The 18860-nt window shown below is 70.5% G+C and carries 18 protein-coding genes; 11 read left to right on the top strand and 7 right to left on the bottom strand.

Translation table 11 applies throughout. From position 1 onward, the window contains the following. The first annotated feature begins 8 nt into the window (after window positions 1-8). Window positions 9-1016, top strand: coding sequence for a cytochrome d ubiquinol oxidase subunit II (cydB, locus tag ACTWP9_RS30515; RefSeq protein ID WP_443249550.1), 1008 nt, complete (start codon window positions 9-11; stop codon window positions 1014-1016). A gap of 16 nt (window positions 1017-1032) precedes the next feature. After that, a complete protein-coding gene (gene cydD / locus ACTWP9_RS30510) occupies window positions 1033-4623 on the top strand; it encodes a thiol reductant ABC exporter subunit CydD (RefSeq protein WP_443249549.1) in 3591 nt (1196 codons plus the stop codon). Here the strand turns inward: cydD and ACTWP9_RS30505 are convergent. The 4 genes from ACTWP9_RS30505 to ACTWP9_RS30490 form a co-directional block, all read right to left on the bottom strand. Then, a complete protein-coding gene (locus tag ACTWP9_RS30505) occupies window positions 4609-4992 on the bottom strand; it encodes a VOC family protein (RefSeq protein WP_443249548.1) in 384 nt (127 codons plus the stop codon). The two genes, cydD and ACTWP9_RS30505, sit on opposite strands and share 15 nt — an antisense overlap. Before the next feature lie 45 nt (window positions 4993-5037). Continuing rightward, window positions 5038-5655: a hypothetical protein gene (locus tag ACTWP9_RS30500; protein WP_443249547.1), complete on the bottom strand. Its 618-nt coding sequence runs from the start codon at window positions 5653-5655 to the stop codon at window positions 5038-5040. A gap of 46 nt (window positions 5656-5701) precedes the next feature. Next, window positions 5702-6118, bottom strand: coding sequence for a hypothetical protein (locus ACTWP9_RS30495; RefSeq protein WP_443249546.1), 417 nt, complete (start codon window positions 6116-6118; stop codon window positions 5702-5704). Window positions 6119-6329: 211 nt separating this feature from the next. After that, on the bottom strand, window positions 6330-7214 hold the full coding sequence (locus tag ACTWP9_RS30490) for a Cof-type HAD-IIB family hydrolase (RefSeq protein WP_443249545.1): 885 nt from the start codon (window positions 7212-7214) through the stop codon (window positions 6330-6332). A gap of 296 nt (window positions 7215-7510) precedes the next feature. Between ACTWP9_RS30490 and htpX the strand changes: the two genes are divergently transcribed. After that, window positions 7511-8422 carry a zinc metalloprotease HtpX gene (gene htpX / locus ACTWP9_RS30485; RefSeq protein ID WP_443249544.1) on the top strand — a complete coding sequence of 304 codons (912 nt, stop codon included), beginning with the start codon at window positions 7511-7513 and terminating at the stop codon, window positions 8420-8422. A 34-nt stretch (window positions 8423-8456) separates the two neighbouring features. Then, the gene (pspAB, locus tag ACTWP9_RS30480; protein ID WP_443249543.1) at window positions 8457-9044 is read left to right on the top strand and encodes a PspA-associated protein PspAB; all 588 of its coding nucleotides are present in this window, start codon (window positions 8457-8459) and stop codon (window positions 9042-9044) included. A gap of 40 nt (window positions 9045-9084) precedes the next feature. On the opposite strand, the gene ACTWP9_RS30475 is transcribed toward pspAB, so the two are convergent. Then, complete coding sequence (locus ACTWP9_RS30475) at window positions 9085-10116, bottom strand: endonuclease/exonuclease/phosphatase family protein (RefSeq protein ID WP_443249542.1); 1032 nt, start codon at window positions 10114-10116, stop codon at window positions 9085-9087. Window positions 10117-10396: 280 nt separating this feature from the next. Here ACTWP9_RS30475 and ACTWP9_RS30470 point away from each other — a divergent pair, with 280 nt between their 5' ends. From ACTWP9_RS30470 to ACTWP9_RS30450, 5 genes are all read left to right on the top strand, one after another. Next, window positions 10397-11014, top strand: coding sequence for a hypothetical protein (locus ACTWP9_RS30470; protein WP_443249541.1), 618 nt, complete (start codon window positions 10397-10399; stop codon window positions 11012-11014). A gap of 172 nt (window positions 11015-11186) precedes the next feature. Next, window positions 11187-12185, top strand: coding sequence for an NAD-dependent epimerase/dehydratase family protein (locus ACTWP9_RS30465; RefSeq protein WP_443249540.1), 999 nt, complete (start codon window positions 11187-11189; stop codon window positions 12183-12185). 45 nt (window positions 12186-12230) lie between these two features. Next, complete coding sequence (gene arsC, locus ACTWP9_RS30460; protein ID WP_443249539.1) at window positions 12231-12584, top strand: arsenate reductase (glutaredoxin); 354 nt, start codon at window positions 12231-12233, stop codon at window positions 12582-12584. Window positions 12585-12853: 269 nt separating this feature from the next. Then, window positions 12854-14209: a radical SAM protein gene (locus tag ACTWP9_RS30455; RefSeq protein WP_443249538.1), complete on the top strand. Its 1356-nt coding sequence runs from the start codon at window positions 12854-12856 to the stop codon at window positions 14207-14209. Next, on the top strand, window positions 14202-15125 hold the full coding sequence (locus ACTWP9_RS30450) for a hypothetical protein (protein WP_443249537.1): 924 nt from the start codon (window positions 14202-14204) through the stop codon (window positions 15123-15125). Before ACTWP9_RS30455 ends, ACTWP9_RS30450 begins: the two co-directional genes overlap by 8 nt. Before the next feature lie 132 nt (window positions 15126-15257). On the opposite strand, the gene ACTWP9_RS30445 is transcribed toward ACTWP9_RS30450, so the two are convergent. Next, complete coding sequence (locus ACTWP9_RS30445) at window positions 15258-16439, bottom strand: MalY/PatB family protein (RefSeq protein ID WP_443249536.1); 1182 nt, start codon at window positions 16437-16439, stop codon at window positions 15258-15260. Between the two features lie 54 nt (window positions 16440-16493). On the opposite strand from ACTWP9_RS30445, the gene ACTWP9_RS30440 reads away from it, so the two are divergent. Both ACTWP9_RS30440 and ACTWP9_RS30435 read left to right on the top strand, forming a co-directional pair. Continuing rightward, a complete protein-coding gene (locus ACTWP9_RS30440; protein ID WP_443249535.1) occupies window positions 16494-17276 on the top strand; it encodes an AraC family transcriptional regulator in 783 nt (260 codons plus the stop codon). A 5-nt stretch (window positions 17277-17281) separates the two neighbouring features. Then, window positions 17282-18187, top strand: a complete 906-nt coding sequence (locus ACTWP9_RS30435; protein WP_443249534.1) for an amidohydrolase family protein — start codon at window positions 17282-17284, stop codon at window positions 18185-18187. Window positions 18188-18235: 48 nt separating this feature from the next. Here ACTWP9_RS30435 and ACTWP9_RS30430 read toward each other — a convergent pair whose 3' ends face one another. Then, the gene (locus tag ACTWP9_RS30430; protein ID WP_443249533.1) at window positions 18236-18769 is read right to left on the bottom strand and encodes a hypothetical protein; all 534 of its coding nucleotides are present in this window, start codon (window positions 18767-18769) and stop codon (window positions 18236-18238) included. Window positions 18770-18860: the final 91 nt, after the last annotated feature.

The raw sequence follows: 18860 nt of genomic DNA, 5'->3' as shown, positions 1-18860 counted from the left end.
GCTGAGCAATGCAACTCCATGACGTCTGGTTCGTCGTCATAGCCGTGCTGTGGATCGGCTACTTCTTCCTGGAGGGCTTCGACTTCGGGGTCGGCATCCTCACCAGGCTGCTCGCCCGCGACCGGGCCGAGCGGCGGGTACTGATCAACACCATCGGGCCCGTCTGGGACGGCAACGAGGTGTGGCTGCTCAGCGCGGGCGGCGCCACCTTCGCCGCCTTTCCCGAGTGGTACGCCACCCTCTTCTCCGGCTTCTACCTGCCGCTGCTGGTCATCCTCCTCTGCCTGATCGTGCGCGGTGTCGCCTTCGAGTACCGCGCCAAGCGGCCGGAGGAGTACTGGCAGCGCAACTGGGAGCACGCGATCTTCTGGACCTCGCTGATCACCGCGTTCCTGTGGGGCGTGGTCTTCGCGAACGTCGTGCGCGGGGTGCGGATAGCCGCGGACATGGAGTACGCCGGCACCCTGGCCGATCTGTTCAACCCGTACGCCCTGCTGGGCGGGCTGGTCACGCTGACCCTCTTCACCTTCCACGGCGCCGTCTTCACCGCGCTCAAGACCGTCGGCGACATCCGGACGCGGGCCCGGCGGACGGCGACCGGGGTGGGTGCTGCCGCCGCCGTACTCGCCGTGATCTTCCTGCTGTGGACCCAGGCCGACCGGGGCGACGCGGCTTCCCTGGTCGCGATGCTCGTCGCCGGGGTCGCGCTGGTGGCCGCGCTCGGTACCAACCTCGCGGGCCGCGAGGGCTGGTCGTTCACCTTCTCCGGGCTGGCCATCGTGGCGGCTGTGGCGATGCTCTTCCTGTCCCTCTTTCCGGAGGTCATGCCCTCGACGCTGAACGAGGAATGGAGCCTGACCGTCACCAACGCGGCCTCCACCCCGTACACGCTGAAGATCATGACCTGGTGCGCGGCCGTCGCCACCCCCGTCGTGCTGCTCTACCAGGGCTGGACGTACTGGGTGTTCCGCAAGCGCATCGGCACTCAGCACCTGGCCCCCTCCGGCGGGCACTGAGGGAGGTGGGGTCGTCATGAAGCCCGTCGATCCGCGGCTGTTGCACCACGCCCGTGCCACGCGCGTCTTCCTCGTCGCCTCGGTGGCCCTCGGGCTGGCCGGTGCCGGACTGGTCGTGGCCCAGGCCGTGCTGCTCGCGGACGTGATCGTCGGCGCCTACCGGCACGGCGAGTTCGAGCGCGGCGCGCTGCTGCTGCTCGCGGCCGTCTCCGTCGCCCGGGGGCTGGTCTCCTGGCTGACCGAGCTGGCCGCGCACCGCTCCGGTGCCGCGGTCAAGTCCCAGCTGCGGGTCCGGCTGCTGGAGCGGGCCACTGCGCTCGGTCCCGGCTTCCTCACCACGCAGCGCACCGGCGAGCTGACCACCCTCGCCACCCGGGGCATCGACGCGCTGGACGACTACTTCGCCCGCTACCTGCCCCAGCTCGGCCTCGCCGTCGTCGTACCCGCAGCCGTGCTGGCCCGTATCGTCACCGCCGACTGGGTCTCGGCGGCCATCATCGTCGTGACCCTGCCGCTGATCCCGGTCTTCATGGCGCTCATCGGCTGGGCGACCCAGTCGCGGATGGACCGCCAGTGGAAGCTGCTCGCCCGGCTGTCCGGCCACTTCCTCGACGTGGTCGCCGGGCTGCCGACGTTGAAGGTGTTCGGCCGCGCCAAGGCCCAGGCCGACAACATCCGCACCATCACCGGCGACTACCGCCGTGCCACCCTGCGCACTCTGCGCCTGGCGTTCCTGTCGTCGTTCGCGCTGGAGCTGCTGGCGACGATTTCGGTGGCCATCGTGGCGGTGAGTATCGGAACACGGCTGGTGCACGGAGAGCTGGACCTGCACACCGGTCTCCTGGTGCTGATCCTCGCGCCCGAGGCGTATCTGCCGCTGCGGCAGGTGGGCACCCATTACCACGCCGCCGCCGAAGGGCTCGCCGCCGCGGAGTCCGTCTTCGAGGTGCTGGAGCGCCCCGCGCCGGCGCACGGCTCGGCCAGGGTGGACGTACGGGAGGCTCCGCTGACGCTGGAGGGGGTCGCCGTACGGCACGAGGGCCGGGCCGGATACTCGCTCCCGCCGACCGACCTGGTCCTGCGCCCCGGCGAAACGGTGGCCCTCACGGGCCCCTCCGGTGGCGGCAAGTCCACCTTGCTGTCGGTGCTGTTGGGCTTCACGCCTCCGACGGAGGGCCGGGTGCTGGTGGGAGGGACCCCGCTCGACGCGGTGGACCTCGCAGCCTGGCACCAGCAGATCGCCTGGGTGCCCCAGCACCCGTATCTCTTCGCAGGGACGATCGCGGAAAACGTACGCCTGGCCCGGCCCGACGCCGATGAGGGCGCGGTCGCCCGGGCGCTCGCCGATGCCGGGGCGCCGGATCTCGACCCGGCGCTGGAACTGGGGGAGTCCGGTGCCGGTCTCTCTGCGGGCCAACGCCGCCGCGTGGCCCTGGCGAGGGCCTTCCTCGCCGACCGGCCCCTCGTGCTGCTGGACGAGCCGACGGCCGCGTTGGACGGTGCGACGGAGGCGGCTGTCCTGACCGCCGTCCGCCGTCTCACCAGGACCAAGACGGTGGTCCTGGTGACCCACAGGCCGGCGCTGTTGGCCGCCGCCGACCGGGTGCTGGAGCTTTCCCCGATCCCGCCCCTTCCCGAAATCGGGGGGCAAGCCCCCCAAGCCCCCCAAGCCCCCCACCAGGGCTCGGCCCCGGCCTCCGCGGGGGCCGCGCAGTACCCGAACGCCTTGGGGCAGGCTGCCGCCAGGGGCGGCAGGGTGGGCCAAGGCGGCCCGCAGGCGCCCACCAGCCCGCACCACGAAATCAGCGGGGGCGCCGCCACGGCGCGGGGCCCTCTCGCTCGGGTGCGGGGCAACGCGCGCGGCCTGGGCCGCAAATTCGCCCTCGCCCTCACGTTGGGAGCCCTCGCGCTGGCCGGCGCGGTAGGTCTCATGGCGACCTCCGGCTGGCTCATCTCGCGGGCCGCCCAACAGCCCCCGATCCTCTACCTCATGGTGGCGGTCACAGCGACCCGAGCGTTCGGCATCGGCCGCGCCGTCTTCCGTTACGCGGAACGCCTCGTCTCCCACGACGCCGCCCTCCGCGTCCTCGCTGCCCTCCGCGTCACCGTCTACCAGCGCCTGGAACGCCTCGCCCCGGCGGGCCTCCAGCGCAAGGCCCGCGGCGACCTGCTCACCCGACTGGTCGCCGATGTGGACGCCCTCCAGGACTACTTCCTGCGCTGGCTGCTCCCGGCAACCGTCGCCGGAACCGTCGGCGTGGCGGCTGTCGCGTTCACCGGCTGGCTCCTCCCCGCCGCGGGAGCGGCCCTCGCCGTGGGCCTGGCGGTGGCGGGCATCGCGGTACCCGCCCTCACCGCGGCGCTCTCCCGCCGTACGGAACGCCGACTGGCCCCCGCGCGGGCCCGGTTGGCGGTCCGTACGGTCGATCTGCTGACCGGCACCGCATCCGGCGAACTCCCGGTCACCGGCGCACTTGCCCCCCGCCGCGCGGAGGCAACCGCAGCAGACACCGCCCTGACCCGTCTCGCGGCCCGCTCCGCGTCCCGTACGGCGCTGGCGTCAGGGCTGAGCACCCTGGCCGCCGGGCTGACGGTCACGGCGGCGGCATGGGCAGGCGCGCGTGCCGCCACGGACGGCACGCTCGACGGGCTCCTGCTGGCCACGGTGGTCCTCACGCCGCTCGCCACGTTCGAGGTGGTGACGCCGCTGCCGCAGGCGGTGCAGTTCCGGCAGCGGGTGCGGCGCTCGGCGGAGCGGGTGTACGAGGTGCTGGACGCCCCCGCGCCCGTCGCGGAACCGGAGCACCCCGAACCGCTGCCGGCGGACCCGTTCCCCCTCCGTATCCGCAAACTGACCGTTCGGTATGTGGATGCCGTGCCCGAGGCGCCACCCGCCCTCTCCGGCCTCGATCTCGATCTGACCCCGGGCCGCCGGGTGGCCGTCGTCGGCGCGTCCGGCTCCGGCAAGACGACGCTCGCCAACGCGCTGCTCCGCTTCGTGGACCCGGCGGCGGGCTCCTACACCTTCGGCGCGTCCTCGGCCGTCTCCGCGCTCGCCACCAGCACGGACACCGTTCGACGCCACGTCGGCCTGTGCGCCCAGGACGCCCACCTGTTCGACAGCTCGCTGCGGGAGAACCTCCGGCTGGCCCGGCCGTCCGCGGCCGAACCCGAACTGCACGCGGCGCTCGCCGCCGCCCGCCTCGACGACTGGGTGGCGACACTCCCGCGCGGCCTGGACACCCTCGTCGGCGAGCACGGGGCCCAGCTCTCCGGCGGCCAACGGCAACGCCTCGCGCTGGCTCGCGCCCTGCTCGCGGACTTCCCCGTCCTCGTCCTCGACGAGCCCGCCGAACACCTCGACCTGCCCACCGCGGACGCCCTGACCGCCGACCTGCTGACGGCGACGGAGGGCCGCACCACCGTACTGATCACCCACCGCCTCCAGGGCCTGGCAGCGGTCGACGAGATCGTCGTCCTGGACCACGGCCGCCCGGTCGAGCGTGGCACCTACGACCAACTGGCCTACGCCGACGGCCCCTTCGCAGCGATGCTGGCACGCGAACGCGAAGCCGCGGGCGCCACCACGCCCCTACCCGCCGGCTGAGGCCCGCTCCGCCGCGCTGCGCTCGACGCAGAACTCGTTCCCCTCCGGATCGGCAAGCGTCACCCACCCCTTGCCGTCCGGCGTGCGGTGGTCCGCGACGACGGTGGCGCCCAACGCCAGCACGCGCTCGACCTCTTCGTCCCGGCTGCGGTCCTGCGGCTGGAGATCGAGGTGCAGCCGGTTCTTGACGCTCTTCGCCTCGGGGACGGCAACGAACAGCAACGCCGAGCCCGACGCCTCCACCAACGCCTCGGGATCCCCCGGCCGGTCGTCGTCGGAAAGGGTCCCCTCCAGCACAGCGGCCCAGAACTGCCCGAGGCGGTAGGCGTCATGGCAGTCAATTGTGAGGTGTCTTACGAGAGTTGGCATGCCCGCACTATCGCCTTTCGCGCGGCTCCGGTCCACCAGTTTCCTCTACCTGGGGGCCACCTTGTCCGGGTCGGGGTAGGTGATCTTGTTCTCGCAGTGCATGCGGGGCATGAGCTTTTTCGCGGCGGCGATGAGCAGCTTGGCGCGGGAGTTGTAGCTGAGACTGAGGAGTTCGTTGTACAAATACAATTGGATTGCGTCGAAGGCCGAGCGGATGCTTTTGCCGCCGGGATTACGGCAATCCACGACGACATGGCCGGCCGCGCGCCCTCCATCAAAAGGCGCGCGCCATTCTACGGAATTACCGTTTCTCGGGCCGATCGGGCGCCAAACAGCGCTCACGCTCAGCAATTGCGACGGAGCGCCCTTTTTGGTCGTTGTGAGGTTGCACACCTCTTGTTCTTCGGCGTAGGTCTTGTGTGAATCCGGCCGCAGCAGGTACCTGGCAGCTTCTTTGTAGCTGTCGGCCTTCTCGACGTGTACTTGTGACCGTCGGGATTCTTTGACCATCTGTTGGTCGAAGATGCCGTCACAGGCTCGCATCAGCGGAGTCCCCGCCACGCGCTCATGGCCCTTGTCGGAGTCCGCCGAGCAGGCCGTGATGCCGAAGGAAAAGAGTATCGCCGCACCGAGCGCGGCCACGCGGTGCAGCTCAGTCGCCATCAGGTTGGTCTCCCTTGTAGTCGTTGTGGGCTTCGACGACTTCCTTTTACCGCTTGGCCTGCGGCCCGATCTCGTCCGGTTTCAACGCGTCGATGTTCTTGGGCTTGCAGTGAACTTTGCCCTTGGAATCGATGTGGAGGTTCTTGTCGTCCGCGATCTCTTCGACGCGCCTCTTGAGCTTCTTGTTCCACTTGTGCAGTGACCTGTGGGTACTGTCCAGGAAGTGCCAGGTGTCTTCGGCTTCCCCGATTGCCTCGTCGATCTGCCGACTGGTTTTTCCCAGTGCTTTCAGCGCGGCGTCGGCTGTCTCACCCTCCATGTCGGAGTTCCGGAGCCCTTTCTCCACCTGTCGGTGGAACTGGACCTTCACCTCTCGATAGTTACCCGGAACCTTGTGCCACTTTTGCACGGCTTCTTTCAACGGCTTGAGATCGGCGTGCAGCAGCGAGTGGTAGGAAACCACGTTCTCCCCCCACGAAACTATGAAGCTACGGAAGCGGGCAGCACAACAGCGCCCTGCAGGCGGTTCGAGCCTGCAGGGCGCGCTTCGTCAGCCTCGGTGTGCCTTGGCTCCCGACTTGTCGATGTCGAGCTTTCGCTCATGGTCAGTGGGTGGGCACTCTTTCGGGCCGAGAGTCCATCGGCGCCAAGAGCTCACAAGACTTCACAGGAGCTCAGAGGAAGCTCTCGATGATGGTGGCTACGCCGTCGTCCTCGTTGGAGGCTGTGGTGTGGGTGGTGCACAGGAGGACGTCGGGGTGGGCGTTGGCCATGGCGTAGGAGGTGCCTGCCCAGGTGAGCATGGCCAGGTCGTTGGGCATGTCGCCGAAGGCGACGACCTCTTGGGGGGTGATGCCGCGTTCTTCGCAGGCCAGGGCGAGAGTGCTGGCCTTGCTGACGCCGCGCCCCGAGATCTCCAGCAGGGCGCTGGGGCTGGAGCGGGTGAACTCGGCGTGGGCTCCGGCGGCCTTGCGTCCGAGGGCGAGGAAGTCGTCGGGGTCCCCGGACGGATGGTAGGCGAGGAGCTTGACGATGGGCTCCGCGTAGTGGCCCTCGTGACTGTCGGTGAGCAGTTCGTCGACGGGGGCGAAGGAGGCGCCGGGATCATGGGGGAAGGACGGGTACTCGGGCTCGTAGTGGATGCCCCCGGTGCGTTCGACGGCGAAGCTGACGCCGGGGGCCGCGGCACGCAGGGCGTGGACGACGGCGAGCGCGTCCCGCCGCGCGAGCTCCCGTACGCGGATCACCCGGCGGCCCGCGTGCAGATCCACGATGGCCGCACCGTTGGCGCAGATGGCGAGCCCGTGGCCGTGTACGTGCTCGCTGACGACCCCCATCCAGCGGGCGGGCCGACCGGTGACGAAGAAGACCTCGATCCCGGCGGCCTCCGCGGCGGCGAGGGCCGCGATGGTGCGGTCGGAGACCGTCTTGTCGTTCCGCAGCAGGGTGCCGTCCAGGTCGGTGGCGATCAGCCGGGGCGCGGTGCACCTGCCCGGCGACGGCGGGCTCTGCGGGGACGGGGAGTCGAGGCGTTCTGACGGGCGAGTCGGAGGAGTCACAGGCACCATCTTCCCGCATATGCCTGAACAGGCGTGCGAAGCTCCGCACAGATGAGAGCCGGATGAGAGCACGCCTCGAGGCCAGGGGGGCACGCGAGCGCACAGAGGGGCGCACGGGGCAGGAGTGGGCTCCGGCATATGCGGGGACAGAGGGGGCGGAGCGCTCTTATCACCTTCTCACCCTCCAAAATCGTCCTCCGACGTACCAAACAGGCACAATCGAAGTGAGTGCTTCATGCGCGCTGTGCTTCTGCGCTTCGGGAAGGGCATCCGCGCTTCGGGAAGGAGCGGCCGTCATGGCTCGTCACTCGCGTTACGTCGCAGACCGTGGGCTGACCACACGGATGGTCACCACCATGTTCCTGATCGGCCTGCTCTACGTCGTCCTCGTCGGCGTCCTGGTGGCGCTGCTGGGCAAAGCCTGGCCCATCGTGCTGGTGATCGCGGGCGCGCTGTTCATCGCCCAGTTCTGGTTCAGCGACAAGATCGCCGCCTTCAGCATGGGCGCCCATGAGGTCACCCCGCAGCAGGCGCCGGAGCTGCACGGCGCCGTCGACCGGCTGTGCGCCCTCGCCGATATGCCCAAACCCCGCGTCGCCATCGCCGACAGTGACGTCCCCAACGCGTTCGCCACGGGCCGTAACCAGCAGAACGCCCTCGTGTGTGCCACCACCGGGCTGATGCGCCGGCTGGAGCGGGAAGAACTCGAAGGGGTGCTGTCGCACGAGCTGTCGCACGTCGCGCACCGCGATGTCGCCGTCATGACGATCGCCTCGTTCCTCGGTGTGCTGGCGGGGATCATGACCCGGGTGGCCTTGTGGGGCGGCATCGGCCGCAGCGCGGGCCGGGACAACAACGGGGTGGGCCTGCTCCTGCTGCTCGTTCCGCTGGTCAGCGCCGTGGTGTACGTGATCAGCTTTCTGCTCACCCGGCTGCTGTCCCGCTACCGCGAACTGTCGGCGGACCGCGCCGGCGCCCTGCTGACCGGGCGTCCCTCAGCGCTCGCCTCGGCCCTCACCAAGATCAGCGGCGATATGGCCCGGATCCCCACCAGGGACCTGCGCAAGGCCGAGCCGTACAACGCGTTCTTCTTCGTTCCCGCCTTCTCCGGCGAGAGCCTCGCCTCGGTGTTCTCCTCGCACCCGACGCTGGAGAAGCGCCTGGATCAGCTCGGGCGGATATCGAGCCGGCTGGGCCACGGCGAGTGAGGCGAGTGACAGGACCGACGAAGGGAGACGGCCCGTGGGCTTTCTGGACGTGCTCCTCGGCCGCAGCAAGCCCAAGCGGCCCGACCTCGACCAGCTCTTCGCGCTGCCCGCTGCCGCGCTGACCCTCCAGGCCGGGACCGCGTTCGTGCCGACCGGCGTCGGCGCCGTCTGCTTCGCCAGCGTGGAGGGCGGCGCTTTCACCCGGCTCCGGCAGGAGGTACGGGAGCTGCTGGACGCGGACACCGAGCGGGGCGGCATCCCCGTCGAGTTCGACCAGGACTCCTACGGCTATACGTGGCTCACGGCGCGCCAGCCCGCCGACGACATGGCGGCCCTCGTCAACGATCTGCACGCCGTCAACACGCTGCTGGCCGAGGGCGGCTTCGGGCCGCAGCTGCTGTGCTCGCTGGTGTCTTTCCGGCAGGAGGGCTCGGGCGCCTCGCTCGCACTGATCTACCTCTACAAGCGCGGCACCTTCTATCCCTTCGTCCCGATCCCCGGCGGCACCGAGAAGCGGGACAACGGGCTGGAGCTCCAGGTCCGCAGCCTCCTGGCGAACGACCTCCCGCTGGAGGCCGACCTCAGCCGTTGGTTCCCCGTCTGGGGCGCCCCGGGGCTGTGAGCTCCTCCGCCGTGAGCCGTACGGCCGCACAGCAGCGCCTTCAGAACAGCGGCTTCAGATCCGCGTGCACCAGTGAGTGGTCCGACTGGTCCTGCGGGTCGTGGACGCCGACGCCCGGCGGATCGAAGGCGCCGCGCCGCAGCAGGATGTAGTCCAGCTTCTTGGCGTTGGACGGTGCGCCGACCGTCCCCTGGCAGCGGGCGTCCGGCTTGGCACCGCAGTGCGGGTCGGCCTCGGCGAAGTGCTGCCATATCGGGGCCAGCTCGCTCGAACTGGGCAGGGTGTTGAAGTCGCCGAGCACGACCGCGCGGCTGTGCGGACGGGCTGCGGCCTCCAGTTCACGCACCTGCTGGGCGCGCACCGCGGTCTGCTGGTCGTCCGCCGTCTTCTGCGCGAGGTGCGTGGTGAAGACCCGTACGTCCTTGCCCTGGATGGGCACGGTGACGGCCATGTATCCGCGCGGTTCCGAGCCGCCGTTGCTGTAGCGCACGTTGACCGGGTCCTTGGCGGGTGCGGCGGTCAGCATGGCTTGGCCGTATGCGCCGCCCTTGAAGACGCCGCCGCACTGGCCGCGCTTGCGGTTGATGGTGCCGTAAGTGACGTGGTAGTCGAGCTTGTGGATCTCCCGCAGGGCCTTCGCGATCCTGTCGACCTTCGTCTTGCAGGCTTCCTGGAGGCCGATGACGCCGGGCCGGTAACGGGCGATCTGCCGCGCCTGTTCGTGGGCACTGTGGTGGCCGGGTCCGTGCAGGTTCCAGGTGACGACGCGGTTCCCGTACGTCGCGGCGTTCGGCGAGGCGGCGCCGTTCGCTTCGCCGGCGGCCCTGTTGCGCAGCTGGTCGCCCTTGCCGCTCTTGGCACCCTTGTTTTCGTTCTTGCCGGCCTTGCCCGCGGCGTTGGTCTCCCCGTCTCGGGCCTCCCCGTTGCGGTTGCCGCCCCCGCTCCCGTCACCGCTCCAACCGGTGACGGCAACGCCCACGCCCCCGACGGCGAGTGCCGCCGCCACGGCGGTGGCGGACAGGACGGTACGGCGCCGGCGCGTACGCGTACGTGAACCAGTGCTCCGTTCCATGGTGAATCCCCCGTTGGTTTCGCTCCCGCAACTGCGGGTCTGTACAGGACAGTAGGGGCGGGCGGGGCGCGGGCGCGTCAGTCGTGGACCCGAGATCGGGGTGGACCGTCGCGGCAGTCCAGGGCGACGGGTCAACCCTGGCGGTACCCCCTCCTGCTGAGGTGCGGGTTCCGCTCTGGCAGGATCAGCGCCTGAACACAGGCGCCGAACTCTGGTCCGGCCGCGCGGGCGAACCGCCCTGCCGGGCGACGGGGCTATTCAACGGGGAAGTGAGGAAGACATGCGTACGTGGACTCGTGCTGTTCCGGCGGTGGCGGGAGCGCTGGTGCTGGCCATGGCAGTGACCGGCTGCGACATTGGCGGCGGGAAGAAGAGCCGCGGCTCCGGCTCGCACTCGTCCGACTCCGATTCCGACTCCGGCTCGTCGGGCGGCAAGAAGACCTTCGCCCTGGGTGAGTCCAGCCCGGTGCAGACGAGCGACCAGACGAGCTCGAAGGGCGCCAAGTACACGGTCACCCCCACCAAGGTGCAGACCGGCACGAAGGCGGACATGGAGAACTCCGGCCTCAAGAAGGACAAGGAGGACGGTCCGCAGATCCCCGTGTACGTCTGGTCGACCGTCACCCACAAGAGCGGCAAGACCATGGAGCTCGGCGACATGGACGACGACCTGGTCGTCAAGACGGACAAGGGCAAGCGCACCAAGGCCCTCATCGTGCTCATGGGCGCGGCCAAGTGGCCCAACTGCCCCGCCACCGAGACCAGCAAGAAGGTGCAGGCGGGCGCCTCGGAGAAGATCTGCTCCGCGTTCCTCGTCCCCGAGGGCCAGAAGGCCACCGCGGTCGAACTGAGCCGGGGCTTCTACAAGGACCCGCTGGAGTGGCCGGTCAAGAACTGACCCCGGCCGCCCTTGCCGAGGCCCCACCTCCGCCGACGACGCGGTGCGGCCTCTCCCGACGGCTCACAAGTGCGCGCACCCGCCACCAGGGTGCGCGCACTTGCTGTTGTCGGCCCCTCTGCTGTGAGCGAATTCGAGTGAGTGTTCGGGGTGGGGGTGCTTGGGTGGAGCGATGGAGACTTTGGTGCTGGGCGGAACGGCGTGGGTGGGCCGGGAAGTGGCGCGGGAGGCGATCGGGCGCGGGCATCGGGTGACGTGCCTGGCGCGGGGTGAGAGCGGGGACGTGGCGGAGGGCGCGCGGCTGGTCGTCGCCGACCGGCGCGACGCGACGGCGTACGAACCGCTGCTCGACCGCGAGTGGGACGTGGTCGTCGAAGTGTCATGGCAGCCGGGGTTCGTGCGCGGTGCGCTCGGCGCGCTGGGCGAGAGGGCCAGGCACTGGTCCTATGTCTCCTCCATCAACGCCTACGCGTCCCAAGGCACGCCCGGCGCCGACGAGTCCGCGCCCGTCCTCGCCCCGACCGACCGGAGCGAGGTGGACCGGTCGCTGTACGGCGAGGCCAAGGTCGCCTGCGAGCAGGCGTCGGAGGCTGCCGTCGGCGACCGCCTCCTGAACGCCCGCTGCGGCCTGATAGGCGGCCCCGGTGACGGCAGCGACCGCTCCGGCTACTGGGTGGCCCGCGCAGCCCGCGACCCCCAGCAGCCGATGCTCGTACCCGACACGCCTGACCTGCCGACCCAGGTCGTCGACGTACGGGATCTCGCCGGCTGGCTGCTCGACGCCGCGGAGAAGGGGGTCACCGGTACGTATGACGCCGTCGGTCCCATCGTTCCGTTCGCGGAGTGGATCGAGCTGTCCCGGACCATCGGCGGGCACACCGGCCCGGTGGTCAGCGCCGGTTCGGGGTGGCTGCGCGAGGAGGAAGGCGTGGCCGAGTTCATGGGGTCCGAGTCGCTGCCGATGTGGCTGGTCGAGCCGGGATGGGAGGGATGGTCAGCGCGCAGCGGTGCCGCCGCCCGCGCTGCCGGACTCCGCCATCGGTCGCGGGAGGAGCTGTTGGTCGACACCCTGCGCTGGGAACGCGAGCAGGGCCTCGACCGGCCGCGGCGGGCCGGACTCAGCGCCCGGCGCGAGCGCGAACTGCTCGCTGCGCTCGCTGCGCTCGGCTGACGCCGGTCAGCCGGCCGCGGCTTGCCGCCGCTTAGCATGAGGCGCATGGCGAAGACGGCGACGATCTACCACAACACCCGCTGCGGTACGTCCAGGACGGTCCTGGCCCTCCTGGAGGACGCGGGCTACGACATCGAGATCGTGGAGTACCTGAAGACCCCGCCGGACGCGGCCACCCTGCGGCAGCTGATCACCGACGCGGGGGTGGGCGTACGGGACGCCGTACGCACCAAGGAAGCCGCGTACAAGGAGCTCGGCCTCGACCGGCCCGATATGACCGACGACGAGCTGATCACGGCCATGACCGAGCACCCCGTGCTGATCCAGCGGCCCTTCGTGGTGACGGAGAAAGGCACCCGACTGGCCCGCCCCTCGGAGGTCGCCGCCGAGGTGCTGTGACCAGGACCCCCGGGCACCCGGACATCCGGACCCGATGTCGATGCCTTCCCAACTCCCATAGGTCACCGGCTCCTGAAGGGGACGCGGCCGACCACTCCTGACGCCCGACAGGCGACCACCCCTGACATCTGACAGGTGTGACGGCCGCGCAGGGTAACGGAAGATGTCCGAACCGTTGTCGGCAATCCACAACCTGGGGATGATGCTCTGCGTTGTGATTCGATGCCGATGCGTAGAGCTGGCTCGACTTCGAGCGACTGGAGTGATTCTTGAACGGAACTCCGGACATCTTCGCCGTCCCCCTGGATGACGAGGCGTATCTGGTGTATGCGCCGCTGCACGGTGTCGCCTTCGCCGCGACGAAGGGGCTGGCGGCAGCGCTTCCCGGCGTCCTGACCGGTGAGGGCGGGGAAGAAAGCGTGGTCGCGTTCGCGCGCCAGGCCGGGCTGCTGAGAACTCCGCATTCACCCGTCACACGCCGTCAGGGCGATCCCTCGCCGACCGAGGTCACGCTGTTCCTGACGACGGCATGCAATCTGCGCTGCACCTACTGCTACGCCTCGGCGGGCGACGCTCCGGCCACATATATGTCGATGGAAGTCGCCAAGCAGGGCATCGACTTCGTCATCGACAACGCCAAGCGGCAGAACGCGCCCTATGTCGGGGTCAACTACCACGGTGGCGGGGAGCCGAGCGTCCACTGGAACCTCATGACCGAGTCGCTCGCGTACGCCCATGACCGGGCGGACGGCCGCGACGTGATCGCGGCGTCCGCGGGGAACGGCGTATTCACCGACCGGCAGATCGACTGGATGATCGCCAACCTCAACGGTGGCATGAGCCTGTCGTTCGACGGCCTGCCCGAGGCGCACGACAAGCACCGGCCGACCGTACGGGGCACGGGTTCGAGCTCTCGCGTCATGCACACGATGAGACGCTTCACGGAGGCGGACTACCCCTACGCGGTGCGGCTGACCGTCACCGCCGAGCAGATACCGCTGCTGCCCGACTCCATCGAGTTCGTCCTGTCCAACTTCACGCCGAAGCGCGTACAGGTGGAACCCGCCTACCAACTCGGCCGGCACGAGGGAAAGCCCGACGCCGAGACAGAGGACTTCATCGCCGCCTACCGCGAAGCCCAGGCCCGCGCCGCGCGGTTCGGCCAGGAACTGATCTACAGCGCGGCACGCGTCGGCACTCTCACCAACCACTTCTGCGGCATCACGCAGGACAACTTCTGCCTCACCCCCTCGGGCAACGTCTCGGCCTGCTTCGAAGCCTTCTCCGAGGACAACGAGTTCGCAGACGTCTTCTTCTACGGCACGTCGGGGCCGGACGGCTATACGTTCGACATGGACGCGCTCGGCCGACTGCGCGAGCTGGGCGTCGAACAGCGCTCCTTCTGCGATGGATGCTTCGCCAAGTGGAACTGCGCGGGCGACTGCTATCACAAGTCCCTGTCGGCGAACGGACGCGGCGAGTTCGTCGGTTCGCAGCGCTGCCACATCACCAGGGAGCTGGTGAAGGACCAGCTCCTCACCCGCATCGCAGGATCGGGTGGCCTCCTCTGGCGTGACGGCCACGACGGCGAGCCCTGCACTCTTCACGGAGGCCGAAGTGAGTGACGTGATGCTGCCCTGGCCGGAGCCGAGGCGCCCGGGCAAGGACGGAAAGGATCGAACGGCGGAGAACAAGACCGCTCCGCACTACGAGATCCAGCGGGTGAACGCCGACGACTCCAGCGGCCCTGTCGAGGTGCTGCCCATCACCCGGCCGCCGTGGGCGGCGAAGTCCGGGCGGCGCGGCTTCCTCGGCGCGGGCGTCGCCTCGTCGGTCGCGGCGGCCCTGCTGCTCAGCGGGTGCAGTGACGACAGCGGCTCGGGGTCCCCGTCGTCGCCGACACCGAGCGACTCGGAGTCCTCCTACTCCCCTACTCCCACCGAGCCGGACTATTCGAGCCCACCGACCTATCCGGACGACACCGACACACCGTCCTACACCCCCACTCCCACGGAGAGCCCGACCTACGGCACCGGCGGCACGACGACCGGAGGCACGACGACCGGAGGCTCGACCTACGGCAGCACGTCGAGCGGGAGTACGGGGAGCGGGGGCACGATCTGCACCTGTAACAAGGTCTGCACCTGCATCCCCGTCTGCCAGGCGCACGAACTGCTCAACCCCGACCCGGTCGTCCGGCGCATGGCCGAGACCGTGCTCGTCGCCATGGGCGAACGCGAGCTTTCCTATCTGCGATGGGCGGCCGGCGAGGCATCCGCCGCGCTGCGTACGCGCATCGAAGATCTCACCGCCCAAATGTGTGACGGCCGCCGCCTCGCCCCTTCCGACCTGGCCGACCCCGGCTGCGAGCCCTATCTCACCTCCCGCAACCCCGTCATCGCCCTGATGGCCGCCCAGGTCCTCACCCTCCGGGCCCTCCTGCACGGGGCAAGGCTGACGGGCACCACAGCCGACCGCGCCGCGCAGGCGCTGACCGCGGGGTACGCCCTTCACCTGCGGCGCGCCCCCGCGTGGAGCTAGCGCCTGCCCGCCTGGGCGTCGGCTGCCGCGTCGGGACGGGCCTCAACTCGGCCCACTCCGCCGGGGGTGTTGGGCGCGAGGGTGGGGGGAGCTCATCATCGTCGTACCGGTCCTCGACCGGCTCCGCGTCGGTCAGGAGCCGAGCATGGCATGGGGCTCGGCGATGCGGGTGACGGCCTCGGTCAACGTGTCCGGCGCACAGGCGAAGTTGAGGCGGGCGAAGCCGCGGCCCTCGGGGCCGTATCCGAGTCCTGAGGTCAGGGCGATGCGGGCGGTCTTCAGCAGGTGCGCGGCGGGGTCGTCGCGCCGGCCCTCGCCGCGCAGGCGGCGGAAGTCGAGCCAGGCGAGGAACCCGGCGTCCGGCGGGCGGTAGCCCAGGTCCGGGACGTGGCGGGCCAGCAACTCGCCCAGCAGCCGCCGGTTGCGGTCGAGCGCCGCCACCACCTCGGCCAGCCACGCGTCACCGTGCTCGTACGCGGCGACGGTGGCGAGCACGCCCAGGTGCCCGGTACGGAAGAGGGAGTGCGGCGAGAAGCGGTCGACGTACCGCTTGGGGGCCGGGTCGGCGGTGACGACGGTGGCCGCCTTGAGCCCGGCCAGGTTCCAGCCCTTGCTGGCGGAGTGGAACGCGAAGCCGCGGTGGCGGGCCGCCTCCGACACCGAGAGGAAGGGGACGAAGGCGGCCCCCGGGAGGGTGAGGGGGGCGTGGATCTCGTCGGAGAGGACGTGGACGCCGTACCGGTCGGCGAGTTCGGCGAGCACCGTCAGCTCCTGGCGGCTGTGCACCAGACCGAGCGGGTTGTGCGGGTTGCACAGCAGGTACGCGACGGTGCCGGGGGCTGCGAAGGCTTCCTCCAGCGCCTCCAGGTCGAGCCGCCGTTCGCCGTCCGGCCGGGTGGCGAGGGGGACGTCCACCGGGTGCGCGCCGACCTCGCGTATCCACCAGCCGAACGGCTCGTACACCGGAGGGCTCAGCGCCACGCCGTCGCCGGGGGAGACGAGCCGGCGCAGCGTCTCCACGATGCCGATGCCCACATCCGTGACCGTACGGACGTGGTCCGGGTCGATCGTCCAGTCCCAGGCGCGGCGGGCGTAGCCGCGGAGTGCGTGGGCGAGCTCGCGGGTGGGGGCCGCGTATCCGGTGTCGGAGCGGTCGATCGCCGCGCGGAGGGCCCGGGCCACTGGTTCGGCCAGCACGAAGTCCATCTCCGCGACGGGGAGCGGGAGCACGTCCGCGGGGTGGCTTTGCCACTTGGCGCTGCGGCGCTCGCGGAGGGTGGCGAGAGGGGGTACCAGGTGGTCGCTCGTCGTCATACGGCGATCCTGCGGGGCCGCGCGACGGTACCGCTTCCGATAAATTGCCAAGCGATGCCGAAAACCCGCCACTCGCCCCGCGCCGTGACGCGGACGCTCGCCCTCTCCCCCGGGGAGGAGGTCGATGCGCACTGGCACGACGAGCACCAGATCGTCTACGCCGGGCGCGGAGTCGTCTCCGTCACGACACAGGCGGGGGCCTGGGTCGCCCCCGCAACGCGTGCGCTGTGGATCCCTGCTGGAACGCCGCACCAGCACCGGGCCTACGGCGCCACCGACCTCCACCTGGTAGGGCTGCCGGTCAAGGACAATCCACTCCGGCTCGACCGGCCTGCCGTGCTCGGCGTCAGCCCACTGCTGCGCGAACTGCTCCTCGCCTGCACGGGGGACTTCCGGGGCACCGCCGCAGAATGGCGCCGCCTGCGCGCCGTACTGCTCGACCAGCTGCGCCACTGTGACCAGCAGCCCGTCCACGTGCCGACTGCAAAGGACCCGCGGCTGGCGGCGGTGTGCGGGCTGCTGCACGAGGACCCGGCCGACATCCGTACCCTCGCCGAGCTCGGCGCCGCCGTCGGCGCCGGTGAGCGCACCCTGTCCCGGCTCTACCGCGCCGAGTTCGGGATGAGCTTCCCGCAATGGCGCACCCAGCTCCGGCTCCACCATGCCCTTCGGCTGCTGGCCGAGGGTACGCCCGTCACGGCGGTGGCCCACCGCTGCGGGTGGGCGTCCAGCAGCGCGTTCATCGACGTGTTCCGCCGCGCGTTCGGCCATACGCCGGGGGCGGCCGACCGGGGCAGCGGGCGGGCGCTGCGCACCGGGGGCCGCACTCTAGGGTGACCGGCATGGACCCTGATGCCATAGCGGAGGAGCAGGCGCGGGTGGCGGCGTTCCGGGCGCGCATAGGCGCCCCCGCCCTCATCGACGTCCACACCCACTTCATGCCCGAGCGGCTGCTGGCGAAGGTGTGGGCGTACTTCGACGCGGCCGGGCCGCTGGTCGGGCGGGAGTGGCCGGTCACCTACCGCGCCGACGAGCAGCGACGGCTGGCGGTGCTGCGCGGCTTCGGCGTACGCGCGTTCACCGCGATGCTCTACCCGCACAAACCGGGCATGGCCCGCTCCCTCAACGACTGGGCGGCCGACTTCGCAGCCCGTACGCCCGACTGTCTGCACACCGCCACCTTCCACGCCGAGCCTGGCGCGGCCGACGATGTGCGCCGCGCACTCGACCAGGGCGCCCGCGTCTTCAAGTGCCACCTCCAGGTCGGCGGTTTCGATCCGCGCGACCCGCTGCTGGACGAGGTGTGGGGTCTGCTCGCCGAAGCGCGGGTGCCGGTGGTCACGCACTGCGGATCCGGCCCGGTACCCGGCCCGTTCACCGGGCCCGGCCCGATCGGTGCCGTACTGGAGCGGCATCCGAAGCTGCGGCTGGTCGTCGCCCATCTGGGCATGCCGGAGTACGCCGACTTCCTCGCGCTGGCCGAACGCCATACGGAGGTCATGCTCGACACGACGATGGCCTTCACCCACTTCGTCGAGGAAGCCGCCTCCTACCCCCGCGAAGCGCTGCCCCGGCTGGCAGCGCTCGGCGACCGCGTACTGCTGGGCACCGACTTTCCCAACATCCCCTACACGTACGCCGATGCCCTGGAGGCGCTGGAGACGCGGACGGGGCTGGGGGAGCCGTGGCTGCGCGCCGTCTGCCACGACAACGCGGCCCGCATCTTCGGCCTCGGCGGGGTGCGTTAGCGCTGGGGCACCTCCTCCGGCTTGGGGGCTTGGGTGCCTGGGGGGCGCTCAGTCTTCCGCGACGTCGGGGCGGACGTTCTCTCCGCCCAAGGAGTTCAGCCAGGGGGAGAGGCCGTAGGCCACGGGGACGATCTCCTTGTAGGACAGCTCGTCGTCCAGCGTCACCACCAGTCGGCAGAACGGCGGGTACCACGTCCTCCTCAGATGGGCGCGCCTGTCGAAGACGGCCTCCAGGAAGGCCGGTGTCGCCTCGCGCGGCAGATCGTGGAACGTCACCCCGTCGAGCGTGATGTGCGCGTCTCCCTCCTCGAAGAGCTGGACCGTGATCTGCGGAGTGAACGGTGCCCCGTCCGGGCCCTCGGTCGCGGGGATCTCCAGCAGCGCCTCGTGCGGGAGCGAACCGTCCTCGTCGGTGACGGCGAACGCCCCGGCAGCCGTACGCCGCGACGATTCGTCGGCACCGATCGCATGCTCCACCGCCACCGGCAGCCCGCGGCGCTCGGCCAGCGCGCTGAGCACGGAGACGGCCGACTCGGTGCTGCGGATCCGTGGCAGCCGGTGCGGATGACGGATGTGGTCCATACCACCGAGCATGCCCGGTTCCGGGCCCGACTGCCGAACGGGGCCGGGCGCCGGGAGCTCGCGATGCGGGCCGTCACCCGTTCATCGTTCG

It is taken from the genome of Streptomyces sp. 3N207 (assembly GCF_052246355.1).
GTDB lineage: Bacteria > Actinomycetota > Actinomycetes > Streptomycetales > Streptomycetaceae > Streptomyces.
This window is presented reverse-complemented; position numbering and strand designations above follow the sequence as displayed.